Origin of the sequence: Janthinobacterium sp. GMG2 (assembly GCF_033949445.1) — a bacterium.
Classification (GTDB): domain Bacteria; phylum Pseudomonadota; class Gammaproteobacteria; order Burkholderiales; family Burkholderiaceae_D; genus Janthinobacterium; species Janthinobacterium aestuarii.
Genome location: NZ_JAXAWA010000005.1, coordinates 80497 through 98290, shown reverse-complemented (window position 1 = coordinate 98290; position 17794 = coordinate 80497). Strand labels below are relative to the sequence as shown.

The 17794-nt window shown below is 64.2% G+C and carries 17 protein-coding genes and 2 tRNA genes; 9 read left to right on the top strand and 10 right to left on the bottom strand.

Going from position 1 to position 17794, the window contains the following annotated elements; translation table 11 throughout:
* Positions 1 to 21: 21 nt before the first annotated feature.
* Together SKZ59_RS18955 and SKZ59_RS18950 are read left to right on the top strand one after the other, a co-directional pair.
* Positions 22 to 98, top strand: a tRNA-Met gene (locus SKZ59_RS18955).
* A 145-nt stretch (positions 99 to 243) separates the two neighbouring features.
* A tRNA-Met gene (locus tag SKZ59_RS18950) sits at positions 244 to 320 on the top strand.
* 68 nt (positions 321 to 388) lie between these two features.
* Here the strand turns inward: SKZ59_RS18950 and SKZ59_RS18945 are convergent.
* Entirely contained in the window at positions 389 to 1057 is a 669-nt protein-coding gene (locus SKZ59_RS18945; protein WP_319992625.1) for a hypothetical protein, read from the bottom strand.
* Positions 1058 to 1285: 228 nt separating this feature from the next.
* Here SKZ59_RS18945 and SKZ59_RS18940 point away from each other — a divergent pair, with 228 nt between their 5' ends.
* From SKZ59_RS18940 to dbpA, 6 genes are all read left to right on the top strand, one after another.
* Positions 1286 to 1804, top strand: a complete 519-nt coding sequence (locus SKZ59_RS18940; protein WP_319992624.1) for a sigma-70 family RNA polymerase sigma factor — start codon at positions 1286 to 1288, stop codon at positions 1802 to 1804.
* 1 nt (position 1805) lies between these two features.
* Positions 1806 to 2816: a FecR domain-containing protein gene (locus tag SKZ59_RS18935; protein ID WP_319992623.1), complete on the top strand. Its 1011-nt coding sequence runs from the start codon at positions 1806 to 1808 to the stop codon at positions 2814 to 2816.
* Positions 2817 to 2917: 101 nt separating this feature from the next.
* A complete protein-coding gene (locus SKZ59_RS18930) occupies positions 2918 to 5413 on the top strand; it encodes a TonB-dependent siderophore receptor (protein WP_319992622.1) in 2496 nt (831 codons plus the stop codon).
* A gap of 105 nt (positions 5414 to 5518) precedes the next feature.
* The gene (locus tag SKZ59_RS18925) at positions 5519 to 7183 is read left to right on the top strand and encodes an acid phosphatase (RefSeq protein ID WP_319992621.1); all 1665 of its coding nucleotides are present in this window, start codon (positions 5519 to 5521) and stop codon (positions 7181 to 7183) included.
* A 205-nt stretch (positions 7184 to 7388) separates the two neighbouring features.
* Positions 7389 to 7625, top strand: a complete 237-nt coding sequence (locus SKZ59_RS18920; protein WP_034758223.1) for a hypothetical protein — start codon at positions 7389 to 7391, stop codon at positions 7623 to 7625.
* Positions 7626 to 7735: 110 nt separating this feature from the next.
* Complete coding sequence (dbpA, locus tag SKZ59_RS18915; protein WP_034758226.1) at positions 7736 to 9160, top strand: ATP-dependent RNA helicase DbpA; 1425 nt, start codon at positions 7736 to 7738, stop codon at positions 9158 to 9160.
* Here dbpA and SKZ59_RS18910 read toward each other — a convergent pair.
* The 4 genes from SKZ59_RS18910 to SKZ59_RS18895 form a co-directional block, all read right to left on the bottom strand.
* Complete coding sequence (locus tag SKZ59_RS18910) at positions 9147 to 9689, bottom strand: hypothetical protein (protein ID WP_319992620.1); 543 nt, start codon at positions 9687 to 9689, stop codon at positions 9147 to 9149. The two genes, dbpA and SKZ59_RS18910, sit on opposite strands and share 14 nt — an antisense overlap.
* On the bottom strand, positions 9682 to 10251 hold the full coding sequence (locus SKZ59_RS18905) for a hypothetical protein (RefSeq protein ID WP_319992619.1): 570 nt from the start codon (positions 10249 to 10251) through the stop codon (positions 9682 to 9684). The genes SKZ59_RS18910 and SKZ59_RS18905 overlap by 8 nt, the downstream gene beginning before the upstream one ends.
* 42 nt (positions 10252 to 10293) lie before the next feature.
* The gene (gene cysS, locus SKZ59_RS18900) at positions 10294 to 11670 is read right to left on the bottom strand and encodes a cysteine--tRNA ligase (protein WP_319992618.1); all 1377 of its coding nucleotides are present in this window, start codon (positions 11668 to 11670) and stop codon (positions 10294 to 10296) included.
* A gap of 238 nt (positions 11671 to 11908) precedes the next feature.
* Complete coding sequence (locus SKZ59_RS18895) at positions 11909 to 13060, bottom strand: MFS transporter (protein WP_319992617.1); 1152 nt, start codon at positions 13058 to 13060, stop codon at positions 11909 to 11911.
* 228 nt (positions 13061 to 13288) lie between these two features.
* Between SKZ59_RS18895 and SKZ59_RS18890 the strand changes: the two genes are divergently transcribed.
* A complete protein-coding gene (locus tag SKZ59_RS18890; RefSeq protein ID WP_072454776.1) occupies positions 13289 to 14119 on the top strand; it encodes an AraC family transcriptional regulator in 831 nt (276 codons plus the stop codon).
* Positions 14120 to 14296: 177 nt separating this feature from the next.
* On the opposite strand, the gene aqpZ is transcribed toward SKZ59_RS18890, so the two are convergent.
* The 5 genes from aqpZ to SKZ59_RS18865 all read right to left on the bottom strand — a co-directional run bounded on the left by aqpZ (position 14297) and on the right by SKZ59_RS18865 (position 17696).
* Positions 14297 to 14986: an aquaporin Z gene (gene aqpZ, locus SKZ59_RS18885; RefSeq protein WP_058048505.1), complete on the bottom strand. Its 690-nt coding sequence runs from the start codon at positions 14984 to 14986 to the stop codon at positions 14297 to 14299.
* Between the two features lie 211 nt (positions 14987 to 15197).
* Positions 15198 to 15626: a GNAT family N-acetyltransferase gene (locus SKZ59_RS18880; protein ID WP_319992616.1), complete on the bottom strand. Its 429-nt coding sequence runs from the start codon at positions 15624 to 15626 to the stop codon at positions 15198 to 15200.
* Positions 15626 to 16084: an Ivy family c-type lysozyme inhibitor gene (locus SKZ59_RS18875; protein ID WP_319992615.1), complete on the bottom strand. Its 459-nt coding sequence runs from the start codon at positions 16082 to 16084 to the stop codon at positions 15626 to 15628. Before SKZ59_RS18875 ends, SKZ59_RS18880 begins: the two co-directional genes overlap by 1 nt.
* Before the next feature lie 65 nt (positions 16085 to 16149).
* Positions 16150 to 16560, bottom strand: a complete 411-nt coding sequence (locus SKZ59_RS18870; RefSeq protein ID WP_139143284.1) for a hypothetical protein — start codon at positions 16558 to 16560, stop codon at positions 16150 to 16152.
* A gap of 29 nt (positions 16561 to 16589) precedes the next feature.
* A complete protein-coding gene (locus SKZ59_RS18865; protein ID WP_319992614.1) occupies positions 16590 to 17696 on the bottom strand; it encodes an amidase family protein in 1107 nt (368 codons plus the stop codon).
* Positions 17697 to 17794 lie beyond the last annotated feature (98 nt).

The following is a 17794-nucleotide window of genomic DNA, read 5'->3' as shown; positions in this document are numbered from 1 at the left end:
CAAACCCCGCTATAATTCGCCTGCGGGGTGGAGCAGTCTGGCAGCTCGTCGGGCTCATAACCCGAAGGTCACAGGTTCAAATCCTGTCCCCGCAACCAGATATATAAAAAGCCGCTGATTCTTGCAAAGGGATCAGCGGCTTTTTCCATTGCGGCGCAGCATGCCTACCGCCCTCATGCAAAGCAAATGCCCTTCGTGTCAATCCGCTCTTTCGCAATGCAACAAACTCGGTTATAATTCGCCTGCGGGGTGGAGCAGTCTGGCAGCTCGTCGGGCTCATAACCCGAAGGTCACAGGTTCAAATCCTGTCCCCGCAACCAATACATAAAAACCGCTGATTCCTGCAAGGGAGTCAGCGGTTTTTTTCATTCCGGGTCAGGCCCGCTTTTTACACGGCGACGCTGGCCCTGATCTGCCTGGCCGCCGCGTGCAGGCTGGCCGCTACCCGTTCCAGCTTGTCGGCGCCCGCCGTTTCGGCCAGGGCGGCGAACGCGCTGATATGAAACGTCGCCACCATGGCTGGCGACACTTCGAGCTCGAGCGCCGTCTTGCTCAGTTCCGTCGACGCCTCGAGATAGGGCTCGCTGCCCGCCTCGAACGCCTGCTTGGTTTCCAGCAATTCCTGGCCGCCTTCGGCCTTGGCCAAACACGCATCGACTTTTTGCTGGAAGGCCGGCAAGGTGTCGCGCACGGGTCCGGCGTCCTGCGCCGCTTCCGGTTCCGGTTCCACTGGCGCAGGCGTGGCTGCGGCCGGCTTGCCCGCCGCCGGCATGTCGCGCATCGTCAGCCAGCGCTCGACGGCGAGAAAATCGGCAAACGGCTCGGCCACCTTGGGATTCATCAGCCAGACTTCGCCCGTGCGCCAGTCGATCCGGGCGCCGCGCTCATTTCTCGCCAACAGAATATCCTTGCCGCCATCGGGGTTCGACACCCGGCCGATATCGAGCCAGTTCATCAATTCCGCCTGGCGCGACATCGCGTTGACCCGATGAAAATAGGCCAGCCATAAAAATCTGGCGACCAATAGAACCAGGGCACCGCCAACCATCCACATCATTTTTCGCTCCGCTCCGCACCACATCGACAAGCCGCATTTTCTCACATGAAAGCTTGCGCTAAGGAAACTTTTACATCTGCCGTGCTCAGGCGCAAATCCGGCACCGCGCGCGGCCCGGGCGCGCAGTCGCATTTCAGCAACGCCGCGTTTTCCTGATTGCCTGGCGCGCGCCGCTGCGTTATTATGAGAACAATTCTCATTTAGATTAAGCTATCCCACCCTCTTCGCATGCTGTCCGCCCCTTCCCCTCCGTCCGACTTCCAGACCCTGTATGCCGAGCACCATTCCTGGCTGCTGCACTGGCTGAAGCGCCGCCTGCACGATGCGGGGCTGGCCGGCGACTTGGCGCAGGATACCTTCATCAAGATCTTCGTTGCGCGCAGCAGTGCGGGGATCGCGCAGCCGCGCCCTTTCCTGGCCACCATCGCCAAGCGCCTGCTGGCCAACCACTGCCGGCGCGAAGAGCTGGAACGGGCTTACCTCGACGCCCTGCTGCACCAGCCGCAAGCGAGCACGCCGTCGCCGGAAGCGATGTCCATGGTGCTCGAATCGCTGCAGCTGGTCGACCGCGCGCTGGACCAGCTGTCCGCCAAGGCCAGGGCCGCTTTCCTGCTGGCCCACCTGGACGGCATGACCTACGCCGAGATCGCCGCCGAACTGGGCACCACCACGCATTCCGTCAAAAAATACCTGAGCAAGGCCAACCTGCTGTGCTTTTTTGCCGTGCCCGATTTTGCCGCCTCCTGACATGCGCGGCGCCACCGTCTACGCACAGGGCCAGCCCATCGACCTGGCCATCGCCATGCAGGCAGCCGAATGGCTGGCCACCCTGATGAGCGGCGAAACGACGCCGGCAGAAAAAACGGCCTGGCAGCAGTGGCGCCAGGCGCACCCCGACCATGAACGGGCGTGGAAACACATCGAAAGCGTCAGCGGCGGCTTGCGCGAACTCGATGCACAGGCCAGCCGCACGGCGTTGACACAGCGCTCCCGCCCTGCCTCGACCATCTCGCGCCGCCGCAGCCTGCAGTTGCTGGCGTGGGTATCGGCCATCGGCCTCACGGGCTGGTTCGGCGCGCGCTCGGAATATGCGCCCGACATGGCCCGCGCCGCGCTGGCCGACCTGTCTACCGACGTGGGCGAACGCCGCGAGCTGACCCTGCCCGACGGCAGCCGTTTGCACCTGAACAGCGGCAGCGCCGTCAACATCCGCTACACGGGCACGCAGCGCCTGCTGCAACTGGTGCAGGGCGAAGTGTTCATCGCCACGGCCCGCGAAACGGGCATGCCCTACCGCCCCTTCCTCGTCGAAACGGCGCAAGGCCACGCGCAGGCGCTGGGCACGCGCTACTCGGTGCGCCAGGCGAACGGCAGCACCCTGGTCGCCGTCGAGGAAGGCGCCGTACGGCTGATGCCGCGCCATGGCAACGCCAGCCCGGTGCTCCGCGCGGGCCAGGGCGGCGGCATGACGGCGCAGAATACCTTGCCCGCGCACGCCGTCTCGCCCGATGTCTGGGCCTGGCGCCAGGGTTTGCTGCTGGCCGACGCCATGCCGCTGCGCGACTTCCTGCATGAACTGAGCCGCTACCGCCACGGCTTGCTGAGCTGTGACGACGCCGTCGCCGGCCTGCGCATCTCCGGCGTCTTCCCGCTGGCCGACCTGGATGCCGTGCTGCTGTCGCTGCCCGACTCCCTGCCCGTGGACGTGCGCCTGCGCACGCGCTACTGGGTGCAGGTCGAGGCGCGCCAGCTGCGCTGAAAATATATTTTGACGCTGGCGCAAAAAAAAGTACCCGCTTCCGATTCTCGCGTGACCTGTGTAGGCAACGTTCTTTTTGACGACTACACCACAAGGTAACCATGTCTCCTGCCATTCATTCCAAGCCGCGTATCAAACCCATGGCGTATGCCATCGAGCTCGTCTTCATCGGTTCGGCCCTGCTGCTGAACGTCCAGACGCCAGCCCTGGCGCAGGAAAGCGCGGCCGCCGCTGCGGCCAGCCTCGACTTCCAAGTGCCGGCCGGCGACCTGGCCACGGCGCTGCGCCAGGTCGCCAGCCAGTCGCGTGTCATCCTCAGTTTCACGCCGGAGCAGACGCGCGGCAAGACCTCGGCCGGCTTGAGCGGCCGCCACGACGTGCTGGCCGCACTGAACGGCGTGCTGCGCGGCACGGGCCTGAAGGCCGAGCGCAGCGCCAACGGCAGCTATGTGCTGCGCCCGGCCGATGCGGCGGCAGGCGGCGAAGCGATGGCCATGATGCCGGAAGTATCAGTCAAAGCGCAGCAGGATGCGACGGAAGGCTCGGGCGCGTATGTCTCCACCCTGCCGATCGCCACGGCCACGCCGCTGGGCCTGTCGGTCAGGGAAACGCCGCAGTCGGTCAGCGTCATCACGCAGCAGCGCATGCAGGACCAGGGCTTGAACACGATCGCGCAAGTGATGGCGCAGACGCCGGGCATCACGCTGTTCTCGCTGGGCAGCGAACGCACGGGCTTTACTTCGCGCGGCTATTCGATCACCAATTACCAGCTCGATGGCGTCAGCACGCATTCGGAAAACCTGGGCCTCAATGCGATACCGTCGCAAAGCCTGGCCGACATGGCGCTGTACGACCGCATCGAAGTGCTGCGCGGCGCCTCGGGCCTGATGACGGGCGCGGGCGACGCGTCGGGCGCCATCAACATGGTGCGCAAGAAGCCGACGGCGCAGTTCCAGGCCTCCGTCGAGGGCGAGCTGGCTTCCTACGATGAGCGGCGCGCCATGGCCGACGTCTCGGGTCCGCTGAACGAGACTGGCACCGTGCGCGGCCGCCTGGTGACGGTGTACGAAGAAGGCGACAGCATCATCGACGGCTACAGCCGCAACAAGAAAGTGGTCTACGGCGTGGTCGAAGCGGATCTGTCACGCGACACGAAGCTGACGGCCGGCGTCACGCACCAGCGCAAGCGCTCGAACGGATCCTTGTCCTACCTGGGCTTCCCCCTGTTCTACAGCAATGGCGTCATGACGGACCTGCCACGCTCTTTCAGCCCGGCCGCCAAGTCGAACCGCTTCGATACCAATTCGACCGACCTCTTCGCCACCGTGGAGCACGCGCTGGCCAACGACTGGAAGCTGAAAATCTCGGCCAACCGCGTGCAATCGTCGCAGGAAGAACGCGCCGTCTACCTGAGCGTGAGTGGCGGCTTTCCCGACCAGGCCACGGGCGATGGCCTGAGCTTGAACGCCGACTTCCGCGACTACCAGCTTCAGGTCAACAGCGTGGACGTCAATGTGCGCGGGCCGTTCAGCGCATTCGGCCGCCAGCACGAGCTGGTGCTGGGCATGGACTACAGCGAATTTCAAAGCACGACCGATGGTCGTTTCGACAGGGGCGTCGAAAACACGCCCGTCAACCTGTACAGCTGGAATCGCACGGCAACGCCCGTGTTTGGCGGCACCACCGTCATCTACGACAGCACGCGCCGCCAGGCCAGCGCCTACGCGGCCAGCCGCTTCAACCTCTCCGAACGCCTGAAGCTGATCGCTGGCGCCAAGGTGCTGCGCTACAGCGAGAACTACATCTCGGACGCGCCGTCCGTGAATTTTTACAGCGCGTCCCCCGCCTCGGAGAGCCGTGTCTTCACGCCGTATGGCGGCCTCGTATTCGATATCGACGGCACGCACAGCGCCTACGCCAGCTACTCCACCATCTACCAGCCGCAAGCATCGCAAGACCGCTACGGCAAGCTGCTGGCGCCGCGCGAGGGCAAGACCTTTGAAGCGGGCATCAAGAGCGGCTGGTTCGATGGCCGCCTGAACACCTCTGCCGCGCTGTACCAGATCCGCCAGAGCAATCTGTCCGAATCGGACCCTGGCTACACCGTGCCTGGCACGAACAATCCTGCCAACCGCGCCATCAAGGGCGCCAAGACCCAGGGCGTGGACGTTGAAGCGACGGGCGCCATCACGCCGGACTGGAATATTTCGGCATCGTGGTCGTACAGCCAGACGGAAAACAATGCCGGCAAGGCTATCCTGACCACCTTCCCGCGCCACCTGGTGAAACTGTGGACCACCTACCGCCTGCCCGGCGACCTGAATCGCCTGACCATCGGCGGCGGCGTGAACTGGCAAAGCCGCGTGTATTCGGAGATTGACGCGTGGCAGATCAACAGTACCCTGCACTGGGAACAGAAGGCGTACTCGGTGGCCAGCCTGATGGCGCGCTACGACGTCAACGACAAGCTGTCTGCCACCGTCAACGTGGCCAACCTGTTCGACAAAAAATACACGGCTTCCGTGTCGGACTGGTGGTACTCGGGCATGTATGGTCCGGCGCGCAAGGTGGCGCTGAGCGTGCGTTACCAGTTCTAGCATTTCACACCGGCGCAGGGCCGGTGATACAATTTTCCCGCTTCACGGGCGTTGCCGGCCATTGCCGCCAACGCCCGTGCCCATAGAGACACCCAAGGAGAATGTGTGAAGGACCTCGCCCCCGCCCTGCCAGCCGATCCGGCCGACCAACCCGCCAATCCCTCGCGCCGGCGCATTTTCCAGGCTGCTTCCGCAGTCGGCCTGGCCGCCAGCCTGCCGGCGCTGGCCGACGCCGCGCTCGCCAAAAAGACCATCGCCAAGGGTTCGCTCGACGCGAAACTCAAGGCGCACGTCAAGAACGTGGTCGTGATCTACCTGGAAAACCGCAGCTTCAACAACCTGTTCGCCAACTTCCCCGGTACCAGCGCGCCCCTGTCCGCCGTCACGGCCGAACAGGCGCAGCAGCTGGACCGCGACGGCAAGCCGCTGGCCACCCTGCCGAAGATCTGGGGCGGCCTCGTGCCGAACCAGCAAAATATCGGCGGCACCGATTACCTGATCAAGGAAGACCAGATTTCCGGCCTGCCCAACGCGCCCTACAAATTGAGCGACGCGGCCGGCAAACCCCTGCCCGAGAGCATCATCACGCGCGACCTCGTACACCGCTTCTATAACAACCAGATGCAGATCAACGGCGGCAAGAACGACGGCTTTGCCGCGTGGGCCGACAGCGGCGGCCTGGTGATGGGCCACTACGGCGAAACGTCGAAAAACCTGAACCTGTGGCAGATCGCCGAGCAATACACGCTGTGCGACAACTTCTTCATGGCGGCCTTCGGCGGCTCCTATATGAACCACCAGTTCCTCGTCACGGGCCGCGCCAACGAATACTTCAACGCGGCCGAAACGGCGGCGAAGAAAAAAATCGCCGTGCTGTCCGACGGCCCGCAAGGCGTGCGCCTGGCGATCTCGCCCGACTGCCCCGCCTCGGCGCTGGACGGCAAGCCGAAATACGTCAATGACGGCGCCATCACGCCGGACGGCTATGCCGTCAACACCATGGCCCCGCCATATCAACCGAGCTACATCCGCCCCGCCTTCGACGGCGACCCGCTGCATGCCGACCCGGCCGACGCGAACACCCTGCCGCCGCAAACCTATGACACCATCGGCGACCTGCTGTCACGTAAGGGCGTCAGCTGGGCGTGGTATGGCGGCGGCTGGCAAGCGGCGCTCGACCACAAAGGCGGCGGCAGCAAGCCGAACTTCCAGTTCCACCACCAGCCGCTGAACTACTTCAAGCAGTTCGCGCCAGGCACGGCTGCGCGCGCCGAGCACCTGCGCGATGGCGGCACAGGCGACAGCCCGATCTCGAACAAATTCCTCGCCGCCGCCGTGGCGGGCAAGCTGCCGGCCGTGACCTTCTACAAGCCGCAGGGCAATCTGAACCTGCACGCCGGCTATTCCGATATCGAATCGGGCGACCAGCACGTGGCCAACGTCATCCAGCATTTGAAGGAATCGCCGCAGTGGAAGGACATGATCGTCGTGATCACGTTTGACGAAAACGGCGGCTGGTGGGACCACGTGGCGCCGCCGAAAGGCGACCGCTGGGGTCCGGGCACGCGCATTCCCGCCATCGTCGTCTCGCCGTACGCGAAGAAAGGCGCCGTCGACCACAGTTTTTATGACACGACGTCGATCCTGCGCCTGATCACGCGCCTGCACGACCTGCCGCTGCTCGAAGGCCTGAAAGTGCGCAACGACGCCTTTGCGTCGCGCGGCGCGCTGCCGCCGGGCGACCTGACGGGCGCTCTGAGCTTCCGCTAAGCCACCCACAATGCGGCACGCCTGTGATACACTGCGTGCCGCACTTAAATCCGCAGGACAGGTATTCCTGACGGTTGTTCCAACAATGAGCCCGACTCCAGTAGCCGGGCTTTTGTTTTGTGGATGAAGTTAAAGCGTATAGACATAGGCGGGCAGCACCTTGCCCGCCCCCTGGCTTTCGCAAGCCAGGGAAAGAGGTTAGCAAATGAGAGATAAAAAAGACAACGCCACCATCGACTTGCCCGGTTTCGGCCCGCCGCCAGCGCACGAGGCGCCAGAGCCGGCGCCGGAACCGCAACGGCGCACGCGCGCGCGCAAGGTGGCGCTGAAGCAGGTGCAGCTCGAGTTGCTGGAGCCGACCGACGCCACGGGCTTGCCCGTATGGACGCGCGACGCCGGCCTCGATCTGACCGGCTTGCCCATCTGGGCGCCCGACAACTAGTACCCCAACGCCGGCGGCCGTTTGCCGCCAGCTTCCACAACCATCCGCACAAGGGCGTATAACGCCTGTAGACTGTGCCCATCCACCCGCTTTTTACCGGCTCCGCCCTTATGAACACCACATCCGCCACCACTTCTTTTTCCAGCCTGCCGCTGACGCCCGCCTTCCTGGCCAACCTGGACTCGCTCGGCTACCACGAGATGACGACCATCCAGGCGCAAAGCCTGCCGGCGGTACTCGATGGCCGCGACCTGATCGCCCAGGCGAAAACGGGCAGCGGCAAGACGGCCGCCTTCGGCATCGGCATCCTGCACAAGCTCAATCCGGCCTGGTTTGCCGTGCAGGGCCTGGTGCTGTGCCCCACCCGCGAACTGGCCGACCAGGTGGCCAATGAGCTGCGCCGCCTGGCCCGCGCGGCCGGCAACATCAAGATCCTGACCCTGACGGGCGGCGCGCCGATGCGCCCGCAAATCGCCTCGCTGGAACACGGCGCGCACATCGTCGTCGGCACGCCGGGCCGTTTGCGCGACCACCTGGGCCGCGGCACCATCAACCTGAATCACGTGCAAACCTTGGTGCTCGATGAAGCGGACCGCATGACGGACATGGGCTTTTACGAAGAAATCGCCGGCATCGTCAGCGCCTGCCCGGCGCGTCGCCAGACCCTGCTGTTCTCGGCCACGTACCCGGAAGATATCCGCCGCGCCACGGCGTCGTTCCTCGTCAATCCGCTGGAAGTGACGGTCGAGGCGCAGCACGACAACGACAAGATCGAGCAGCGCTTCTATGAAATCGGCTTCGACGAGCGCAATAGCGCCGTCGGCAAACTGCTCAAACACTTCAAGCCGGAATCCACGCTGGCCTTCTGCAACACCAAGGTGCATTGCCGCGAACTGGCCGACGAGCTGCGCCAGCAAGGCTTTTCCGCGCTGGCCCTGTACGGCGAACTGGAACAGCGCGAGCGCGATGAAATCCTCGTGCTGTTCGCCAACCGCAGCTGCTCCGTGCTGGTGGCCACCGACGTGGCCGCGCGCGGCCTCGATATTTCCGACCTGGGCGCCGTGATCAACGTCGACGTGTCGAAGGACACGGAGGTACACATCCACCGCATCGGCCGCACGGGCCGCGGCAGCAAGAAGGGCCTGGCCCTGTCGCTGTGCGCGCCGAACGAGAAAAAATGGGTCAAGCTGATCGAGCAATACCAGAACAGCGCCGCCGAATGGCACGACCTGAAGGAACTGGCGGAAGATGACGGCATGGAGGCGCTGCCGGCGCCGATGGTCACCCTGTGCATCATGGGCGGCAAGAAGGACAAGCTGCGCCCGGGCGACTTGCTGGGCGCGCTGACGGGCGACGCTGGCCTCACCAAGGAGCAGGTGGGCAAGATCAACGTGTTCGAGTTCATGACCTACGTGGCGCTGGACCGCAAGGTGGCCGAAGCGGCCTTCAAGCGCCTCAACGCCGGTAACTCCCTGGGCCGCGACTTCGGCAATATCAAGGGCCGCAGCTTCAAGATGCGCTTTATCGAGGCGTAAGCTGCTGCAATGCACGCAGGGCCGCCATGGTCCTGCGTCCCGGGTAGCTATCCCATGCGGGATGGCGCCCGCGGTAGTAGCAGCTCCAGTAACTGATCGTGCGCCGCTCCAGCGTGTCCACATAGGCGGGGTTCTCCCGCAGGTAGCGCGCCAGCGCCTGCGTATTCCAGGCCGGCAGCGCCGCGCCAATTATCTCAATAATCTCCAGCACGTATTCGCCGCACAGGTGCACGACGAACGGCACCGTCCACGCCCGCTCCTGCAGCAACAGCTGCCTTGCACACGCTTCGCGCACATGGCCGTCATGGTGGCGCGCGCCCAGGCACAGGGCGATCACGCCCGCGTCGCCGGGCAGCCGCGTACAAGCCAGCAGCCGCTCGCTATCGTAATACGTGCGCGTCGGGATCAGCAAAGTCTCGCCATCCTGGCGCACGGCAAATGGCGGGTGTGCGTGGTTACTGCCCAGCGCAGGCAACAGCTGCGCCACAGTGCCGGCCAATGCGGCCGGAAAGGCATCCGCTTCAGCCATCGCGAGCTTCCTTGCACACCTTGCGCACGCCCAGCGCAGGCTTGTCCACCTTTTCAAAGATCACATTCGAATACCATTCAGCAGGATCGCCTTCGGTGGGCTTGCCCAGCGAGATATAAAAGCCGCCATGCGTGAACAGGGCCGTGGTTTCCTTGCCCGGCCTGGCCCCCTGCAGGAAGGCGGGCCAGGCCGCCCTGTCGACCGGTGTAAAACGCGCGGCCAGCAGCGCCAGCAAGCGCGCATGCGTGGCCGGCGCATACGGGAACAGATACAGGTATTCGACCAGTTCACCGCCATCGGCCAGGCGCGTGACGGCGGATGTCGCCGCCTCCACTTCACTGCCAAAACTGCACAGCACCCCGCCGCTGTAGGCAAAATCGATGACGGTCGCCGGCGCGCACGCCTGCCGTTCGCGGTCGATGCCGACGGGCGGCAGCGCGCGCACTTGCGCCAGCAGCGTTTCGCTGGAAGTGGCCAGCGCGGGAAAGCCCGGGCATTCGCTGGCCGCCCGGGCGGCAGAAAAAGCAAGGCAACAACTCAATAGCAGCAAACGGCGCTTCACGGCATCTCCAGTGTCATCAAGCGGCCATTATGCCGGACATCTTCACAAAGGCCGTGCCTGTTGCCCCTGCGGCGTATCGTCGATGTCATAGCCGGCCGCGCGCGCCAGTGCGCGCAAGCGGTCCGCCTCGGCCCACTGGCGCTGCGCGCGGGCGATGGCCCGTTCCGCCATCCACGCCTGCACGGGCTGCGGCACATCTACCTGCGCCGGCTGCCAGGCCAGCAGATCGAGTCCCAGGGCCGCATCGAAGCGGGCCATGGTGGCCTTTTTCACGGCGTCCGGCAGGCTGCTTTTCAGCAGCTCCCAGGCCACGGCCAATGCACGCGGAAAGTTCAGGTCATCGTTGACCTGCGCCGCAAAGCGCGCCAGCCACGAGGGATCAGCCTCCCCCTGTGCTTTGCCAAGGCCATGCACGCTGACGCGCAGGCGCGCCAGGCCGCTGCTGGCGGCACGCAGCGCTTCATCCGTGAAATTGAGGCTGCTGCGGTAGTGGGCGCCCAGGCACAGGTAGCGGTAGGCCAGCGGATCGATGCCCTGCTCCACCAAGCTTTGCAGGCGTAAAAAGTCGCCCGACGATTTCGACATCTTCGCATCCTGTGTTTTCAGGAAAGCGCCGTGCAGCCAGAAGTTGGCCAGGCGCGTGCCGTGGCGCGCCTCCGTTTGCGCGATCTCGTTACTGTGGTGGACGGCCACGTGGTCTTCGCCGCCGCAATGGATGTCGAAGTACGCGCCCAGGTGCTTTTCCGCCATGGCCGAGCATTCGATATGCCAGCCCGGGAAACCCAGGCCCCACGGGCTGTCCCACTCCATTTGCCGCTGTCCCGGCACGCCGCTGAACTTCCACAGCGCGAAGTCGCAGATGTCGTGTTTATCTCCCAGGTCCACGCGCTTGCCCGCCTGCAGGCCGTCGCGGTTCAGGCGCGCCAGTTTGCCATAGCTGTCCTGGCGCGTCGTGTCGAAATAGATGCCGTCGTCCGTGCGGTAGGTATAGCCCTTCGCTTCCAGGTCGAGGATGAAGGCGATCTGCTCCGCGATGTGGTCCGTGGCGCGGCACCAGACGGTGGGCGGCAGGATATTGAGCTGGCGCAGATCGCCCTCGAACGCGCGGGTAAATTCGGCAGCGATGTCCCAGGCGGACTTGCCGCTGCGGGCGCTGCGCGCCTCGATCTTGTCGTCGCCGCTGTCCGCATCCGACGTCAGATGACCGACGTCCGTGATGTTCATCACGTGGCGCACCTGCAAGCCATTGAATTCGAGCGCGCGGCGCAAGCCGTCGACGAACAGATAGGTGCGCAGGTTGCCGATGTGCGCGTAATCGTAGACGGTGGGACCGCAGGCATACAGGCCTGCCTCGCCCGGGGCGATGGTCTCGAAGGGCCGCAGGCTGCGGCTATACGTGTCGTACAAATGAAGTGTCATGCGGGACTTTCATAAGCGTTGCGGAAAAAGAAAATGGCCACAGGTTTTTCAACGCTGTGGCCATCGGAATGAGGAGTAAAAAGTTTAACGGCGCCGGGCCGCATCCTCGCGAAGCCAGGTACACGGACACAGCGCAGCGGCGGCGCGGTATGCAAGGACTGGAGGGAGGATGGAAGAGATCATGGAGACAATATCGCATGCGCGCGGGCGGGCCGTCAAGCCCTCCCGCGGCGCTGGCTTATTTTTTCGCCTGTTCGATATGCGGCAGCAGCACCGTCAATATGCCCAGCAGCGGCAGGTAGGAGCAGATTTTGTACACATAGGCGATGCCCTCCACGTCGGCCAGGTGGCCCATCGCGGCGGCGGCGATGCCGGACACGCCGAACATCAGGCCAAAGAAAATCCCCGCGATCATGCCCACCTTGCCCGGCACCAGTTCCTGCGCGAAAACGACGATGGCGGAAAACGCGGATGAAATCACGAAACCGATGATCACCGTCAGCACGGCCGTCCAGAACAGGTCGACGTAGGGCAGCAGCAGGGTAAATGGCGCGGCGCCCAGGATGGAAATCCAGATCACGCGCTTGCGGCCGATGCGGTCGCCGATGGGGCCGCCCATGAAGGTGCCGGCCGCCACGGCGGCGAGGAACAGGAACAAATACAGCTGGGCATCGCCGAGCGACAGGTGGAATTTGTCGATCAGGTAGAACGTGTAGTAGCTCGACAGGCTGGCCATGTAGATGTACTTGGAAAACACCAGCAGGGCCAGCACGCCCAGCGCCCCCATCACCTTGTTGCGCGACAAGTTCGGCCCGTGGCCGCCCGCCTTCGGCTTGAAGCTGGCCAGGTGGCCGCTGTACCAGTGGCTGACCTTGTACAGCACGCCGATGGCCAGCACGGCCAGCAGGCCGAACCAGGCGATATTGCCGTGGCCACGGTTGACGATGACGGCGGCCGCCAGCAGCGGACCCAGCGCGGAACCGACATTGCCGCCCACCTGGAACAGCGACTGGGCAAAGCCGTAGCGCCCGCCCGAGGCCATGCGCGCCACGCGCGACGCTTCCGGGTGGAAGGTCGAGGAACCAACGCCGATCAGGCCCGAGGCGAGCAACAGGGTGGGAAAGGTCGAGACGACGGACAGCATCAGCACGCCGGCCAGGGTAAAGCACATACCGACGGGCAGCAGGAATGGCAGCGGACGGCGGTCCGTGTACAAGCCGATCCAGGGCTGCAGCAAGGAAGCCGTGCACTGGAACGTCAGGGTTATGAGGCCGACCTGGGTAAAACTGAGTGAAAACTCGGCTTTCAGCATCGGATAAATCGACGGCAATAATGCCTGGATCAAGTCATTGAGCAAATGCACGAAGGCGACGGCGCCCAGGATGTGCATGGCCAGACCGGATTGTTGTTGGGAACTATGAAGCGAAGGAGCCGCCGGCACGGACTTGGCCAATGCTGGAGCAGTTGTGGTTGTGTGCATGTGTCATCCGCAATAATCGGGCTCGGCGGGCGGCCCGGCAAAGAAGCCAGTATAGTATGGTCACTGAACTGATAACTTCCAATAATCGTCGCCCAAGTGACAACTAGGTGACAATTAAGAGCGCATCCAACGACCAGCATGTACACCCAACCCCTCGTCCAGACCCACCCCGATGGCGTGCCGTTCAGCCGCAGCACCAGCTCGCACGATTACCAGCACGTGCCGCGCCCCGTGACGGCCATGTCCAGGCAATATGCGGCGGGCGACTATACGGCGCCGCACAGCCACGTGCGGGCGCAGCTGCTGTATGCGACGGAAGGCGTGATGCGCGTGTCCACCGAGCATGGCGTGTGGATATTGCCGCCGCGGCGCGCCCTGCTGATCCCCGTGGGCATCGTGCATGAAGTCCACATCTTGAGCGAACTGAGCATGCGTACCGTGTACATCGACGCACAGGTGGCAGCCCGATATGGCGCCGATTGCAAGGTGCTGGAAGTGAGCCGGCTGCTGCGCGAACTGATCCTGGCCTTGCTGGCCGAACCGGTCGAATATGCGCTAGAGGGCCGCGGCGACTGGCTGGCGCACCTGATCCTGTCGGAACTGGCGGCGGCCGATACCGTGCCCCTCGCTATCCCCTGGCCGCGCGACCGCCGCCTGGTGGCCGTGTGCTCGGCCATCATGGACGCGCCCGGCAGCCGGCGCAGCATCGAGGACTGGGCGCAGGATGCGGGCGCCAGCGCGCGCACCCTGATCCGTTTATTCCCCAAGGAAACGGGTCTGCACTACCGCCAATGGCTGCAGCAAGTCCACCTGGCCGAGGCCTTCTGCCGCCTGGACCGGGGCGAAGGCGTGGCCGCCATCGCCTATGCGCTGGGCTACGCCAGCCCCAGCGCCTTCAGCGCCATGTTCCGCCGCATCCTGGGTCGCACGCCGCAGCACTACCTGAGCGAGTGGCGCGCGGCCGAGTAAACGAAAAAAGCAGCCCATGGGCTGCTTTCGTCAAATCGTTTGCCTGCATTGTCGGCACATCGGGCAAGGCGCCAATGACGGGCGCCGCGTAGGTCGGCTTAGCGTGGCAAGGCCGCGCGTAAGCCGACAAGCTGCGTTGCCGGCATTGTCGGCTTACGCCCTGCGGGCCAAGCCGGCCTACTCTTTTTCGCCAGCAATCAGGCGGTAGGCCAGCGCACCCAGCAATGCGCCGATGATCGGTGCCAGCCAGAACAGCCACAGCTGGCTCGTCGCCCAGTCGCCCACGTACAGGGCCACGCCCGTGCTGCGGGCCGGATTGACGGAGGTATTGGTGACGGGGATGCTGATCAGGTGAATCAGGGTCAGCGCCAGGCCGATCGGCAGCGGGGCGAAGCCGGCCGGTGCGCGCTTGTCGGTGGCGCCCAGGATGACGATCAGGAAGAACATCGTCAGCACGATTTCAATGACCAGCGCCGACAGCATCGAATAGCCGCCCGGCGAGTGGGCGCCGAAACCGTTCGAGGCAAAGCCCTTGCTCACATCGAAACCGGCCTGGCCGCTGGCGATCACGTACAGCACGCCGCCAGCCACGATGGCGCCCAGCACTTGCGCGATGATGTATGGCAACAGTTGATTGGCAGGGAAACGGCCGCCTGCCCACAGGCCGATCGAGACGGCAGGATTCAGGTGGCAGCCCGAGATGTGGCCGATGGCGTAAGCCATGGTCAGCACCGTCAGGCCAAACGCCAGCGCCACGCCGACAAAGCCGATGCCGAGGCCAGGGAAGGCCGCGGCCAGCACGGCGCTGCCGCAACCGCCCAGTACCAGCCAGAACGTGCCGAGAAATTCGGCGCCATATTGTTTCATGATGTATTCCTTTACATTGTCGAAAAAACGTACCCAGGGGACGACCAGTCAGACCGCTCATTCAGCTCGCCCTCACCGTATGGCGATGGCAAGGCAAAACACCAGCAAAGTACGGCTGCGCAATTGCAGCAGAGCGCGCATAATGACATATTGTCATTATCAAGGCAATATTAATCTGATACGACAATATCAATAGTTTTTATGGAATCAACTATTCTTTTGATAATTTTACTGGCGCCGGGCGCCGCATGTACTTTTGCGGCGCCTCCAGCGGCGTAAAACCAAAGCCAGCATACAGGCCATGCGCATCGTCGGTGCCCAGCATCCAGGCGACATCGCGCAAACGCGCATCGCCGAGCACGGCGGCCACCATCTGCTTGCCATAGCCGCGCCCCTGGTATTGCGGCAACACAAACACGTCGCGCAGGTACGCAAAATCCGTGTAGTCGGTGACGACCCTGGCGAACGCCACTTGCTGCCCATCCACATAGCCGCCGAAACACAGCGCGTTGGCGATCCCCTTGCGCACCGTGTCGATTGCCACACCGCGCTTCCAGTACGACTGCTCACTCAGGTAGCGGTGAATCATGGGCACGTCCAGTTCGTCGCGCTCGCTGGAAATGTGCAGTGGCGCGTGCATCAGTTCTTGTACAGCAGTTCGGCTTCTGCGATGCTGGGCTCGCCGAAGTAGACGGTGCGCACGCCGCCCTTGCCATCGCTGCCCATGTACACGCCCGTCATGCTGCGCGCGGCCGGGTCGTACAAAATCGAATAGCGGTGGCCGCAATTGTGCGGTTCGCAGACGCTGCTCAGCAGGCGCGCCTTGCCGTCGATCTCGACCGGCTTGAGCGGGCTGGCCACGCCATCGGGCACCCAGCGCTGCCGCTTCAGGCCCGCCTTTTTCAAGCCGACATTAAAAGCCTTGCGAAAGGCGTAATCCGCCTTGTAGACATCCGGGAAATACGGACAGGTAGCGCCGCCGTCGCAACTTTGCGCCTGCTCGATCAGCGACAGCCTCGGCGTACGGGCCTGCGCCGGCATGGCGGCCAGCGCCACGGCAGCGCCCAGGAACAGGGGCAGGAGCAAACGTGCGGACATGCAATTTCCTAACAATATCGAATAATGCCGAAAGCATAGCAGAATGGCATGCTTGTGCGCGCGCCTCAGGGAGAACAGCGGATGCCGACCACCCCGTTGACCTTGCCTTCGGGCCAGCCCGTCTCGCGCCAGCGGTACACGCCGGGCGCGACGATGATCAATTGCCATTCCACCAGCTTGCCGGCGGCATTGAGGCGGGTTTCATTGTCATAGCGTAACGTCAGGCTACGCTCCGTTTCCGCCACCACCGTCGCGGCAAAGCGGTTGGTTTCGCCCAGCTTGCTTTTCCACGTGCGGTCGTTGAAGATCGCCAGCCGCTGATGGTCGTCTGACAGCTGCATGCGCGTGAAGTGGCGCGCTTCTTCGCACACACTATTTGTATTCACGCTGTCGGACCAGCTGCCGGACAGTTGCTCGGCATCGAAAGGAGTCGGGGTGGCGGCCACGGCCGCACTCAGCAGCAAGGTTGCAAGCATAGTTTATCGAAAGAAAACGAAAGGAATCATCATGGTCGGCGCAGCGCCAGGGTGATGCTTGATGGCAGTGCGGGCGTACGCCGGTGCAAAGTCGCCTGCTCGTAGGCATACGCCATCGCAATGAGCGGCTTCTCGCCGTGGGCAGGACCGATGAAGGACAAGCCGACCGGCAAGCCCCCGAGCACGCCGGCAGGCACCGTGATGTGCGGCAAGTCGGACTGCGGCTGCGCTACGCCGTGGCAGGTCGGCCCCACCAGCGCATCGAGGCCATGCGAGCGCAGCAGCGTTTCGATGCCGCCCGGCCCGGGCGCGGGAGGCAATTCGATCAGTTCCGCGCCCTGCTCGCGCAACACGTTCAGCGCCTGCTCGATCAGGGCATCGGTGCCGGCGCACAGGCCGAACAGGCTGCGCGTCACGCCGATGCGGCGCCCGCGCAAGCCGGCGGCATCGAACACCACGCCATCGGTCAGGCGCTCGCCGCTCAAGGCGGCAAGCAGCCAAGCCGCCTCGCGCACGCTGGGCGCCATCGGTCCGGCAGTGGCCGGCTCGCCCCCCTGCCCGCCTGCGGCCCTGCCTGTGGGCTTGATGGCAACCAGGCCGCAGTTTGAAGCAGGCGCGACGATGGAGCCGTCCACCGCGCTGTCGACGGCCAGGATGGTGAGCCCGGCCCAGCTGGTACTGGCGTGCGGCACGCTGACGGCGGCCCACTGGCGCAAATTGCTTTTGCCGATGATGACGGCGCCGGCCGCGCGCAAGCGCGCCGCCACGAAGGAATCGCAGCTGGCATGCGTGGCCAGGGGCGCCTGCGTGCGCGTCTTCATGCGGTCGCCCGTGGCGATGTTGTCGCGCAAGACGACGGGGATGCCGTGCAAGGGGCCGCGCACCTTGTGCACTTGCCGCTCGCGGTCCATTTCCAGGGCGATTTTCAAGGCGTCGGGATTGATTTCAATGCCGGGATAGGCGCGCGCGCCGATACTGCACAGGGAGCGGATGCGGGCCAGGTACTGCGACGTCAGCGCATGGGAACTGAGTTTGCCTGCCTGCATCATCTGCTGTTGCGGCAAGACGCCGGCGTCGAGCAGATGGGCCATGGGACTGGCCGGCGCCGTGGCACGGGCCAGTACGGAGCGCGGCACGCTCCGGGACGCGCCACTGCGTAACATCTGACTGCGCTGCATCGTATCTCCAGGAAACCTCAATGTTTCTAACGCAATAATGTGCTAGCCATAGCATA

Excerpts from the sequence above, each read along its gene's own strand:
- SKZ59_RS18875 (WP_319992615.1), bottom strand. The coding sequence starts at position 16,084 with ATGTCCGCACGTTTGCTCCTGCCCCTGTTCCTGGGCGCTGCCGTGGCG.
- SKZ59_RS18895 (WP_319992617.1), bottom strand. The coding sequence starts at position 13,060 with ATGCACATCCTGGGCGCCGTCGCCTTCGTGCATTTGCTCAATGACTTG.
- SKZ59_RS18940 (WP_319992624.1), top strand. The coding sequence starts at position 1,286 with ATGCTGTCCGCCCCTTCCCCTCCGTCCGACTTCCAGACCCTGTATGCC.
- SKZ59_RS18945 (WP_319992625.1), bottom strand. The coding sequence starts at position 1,057 with ATGATGTGGATGGTTGGCGGTGCCCTGGTTCTATTGGTCGCCAGATTT.
- dbpA (WP_034758226.1), top strand. The coding sequence starts at position 7,736 with ATGAACACCACATCCGCCACCACTTCTTTTTCCAGCCTGCCGCTGACG.
- SKZ59_RS18870 (WP_139143284.1), bottom strand. The coding sequence starts at position 16,560 with ATGCTTGCAACCTTGCTGCTGAGTGCGGCCGTGGCCGCCACCCCGACT.
- SKZ59_RS18880 (WP_319992616.1), bottom strand. The coding sequence starts at position 15,626 with ATGCACGCGCCACTGCACATTTCCAGCGAGCGCGACGAACTGGACGTG.
- SKZ59_RS18920 (WP_034758223.1), top strand. The coding sequence starts at position 7,389 with ATGAGAGATAAAAAAGACAACGCCACCATCGACTTGCCCGGTTTCGGC.
- cysS (WP_319992618.1), bottom strand. The coding sequence starts at position 11,670 with ATGACACTTCATTTGTACGACACGTATAGCCGCAGCCTGCGGCCCTTC.
- SKZ59_RS18890 (WP_072454776.1), top strand. The coding sequence starts at position 13,289 with ATGTACACCCAACCCCTCGTCCAGACCCACCCCGATGGCGTGCCGTTC.
- SKZ59_RS18910 (WP_319992620.1), bottom strand. The coding sequence starts at position 9,689 with ATGGCTGAAGCGGATGCCTTTCCGGCCGCATTGGCCGGCACTGTGGCG.
- SKZ59_RS18935 (WP_319992623.1), top strand. The coding sequence starts at position 1,806 with ATGCGCGGCGCCACCGTCTACGCACAGGGCCAGCCCATCGACCTGGCC.
- aqpZ (WP_058048505.1), bottom strand. The coding sequence starts at position 14,986 with ATGAAACAATATGGCGCCGAATTTCTCGGCACGTTCTGGCTGGTACTG.
- SKZ59_RS18930 (WP_319992622.1), top strand. The coding sequence starts at position 2,918 with ATGTCTCCTGCCATTCATTCCAAGCCGCGTATCAAACCCATGGCGTAT.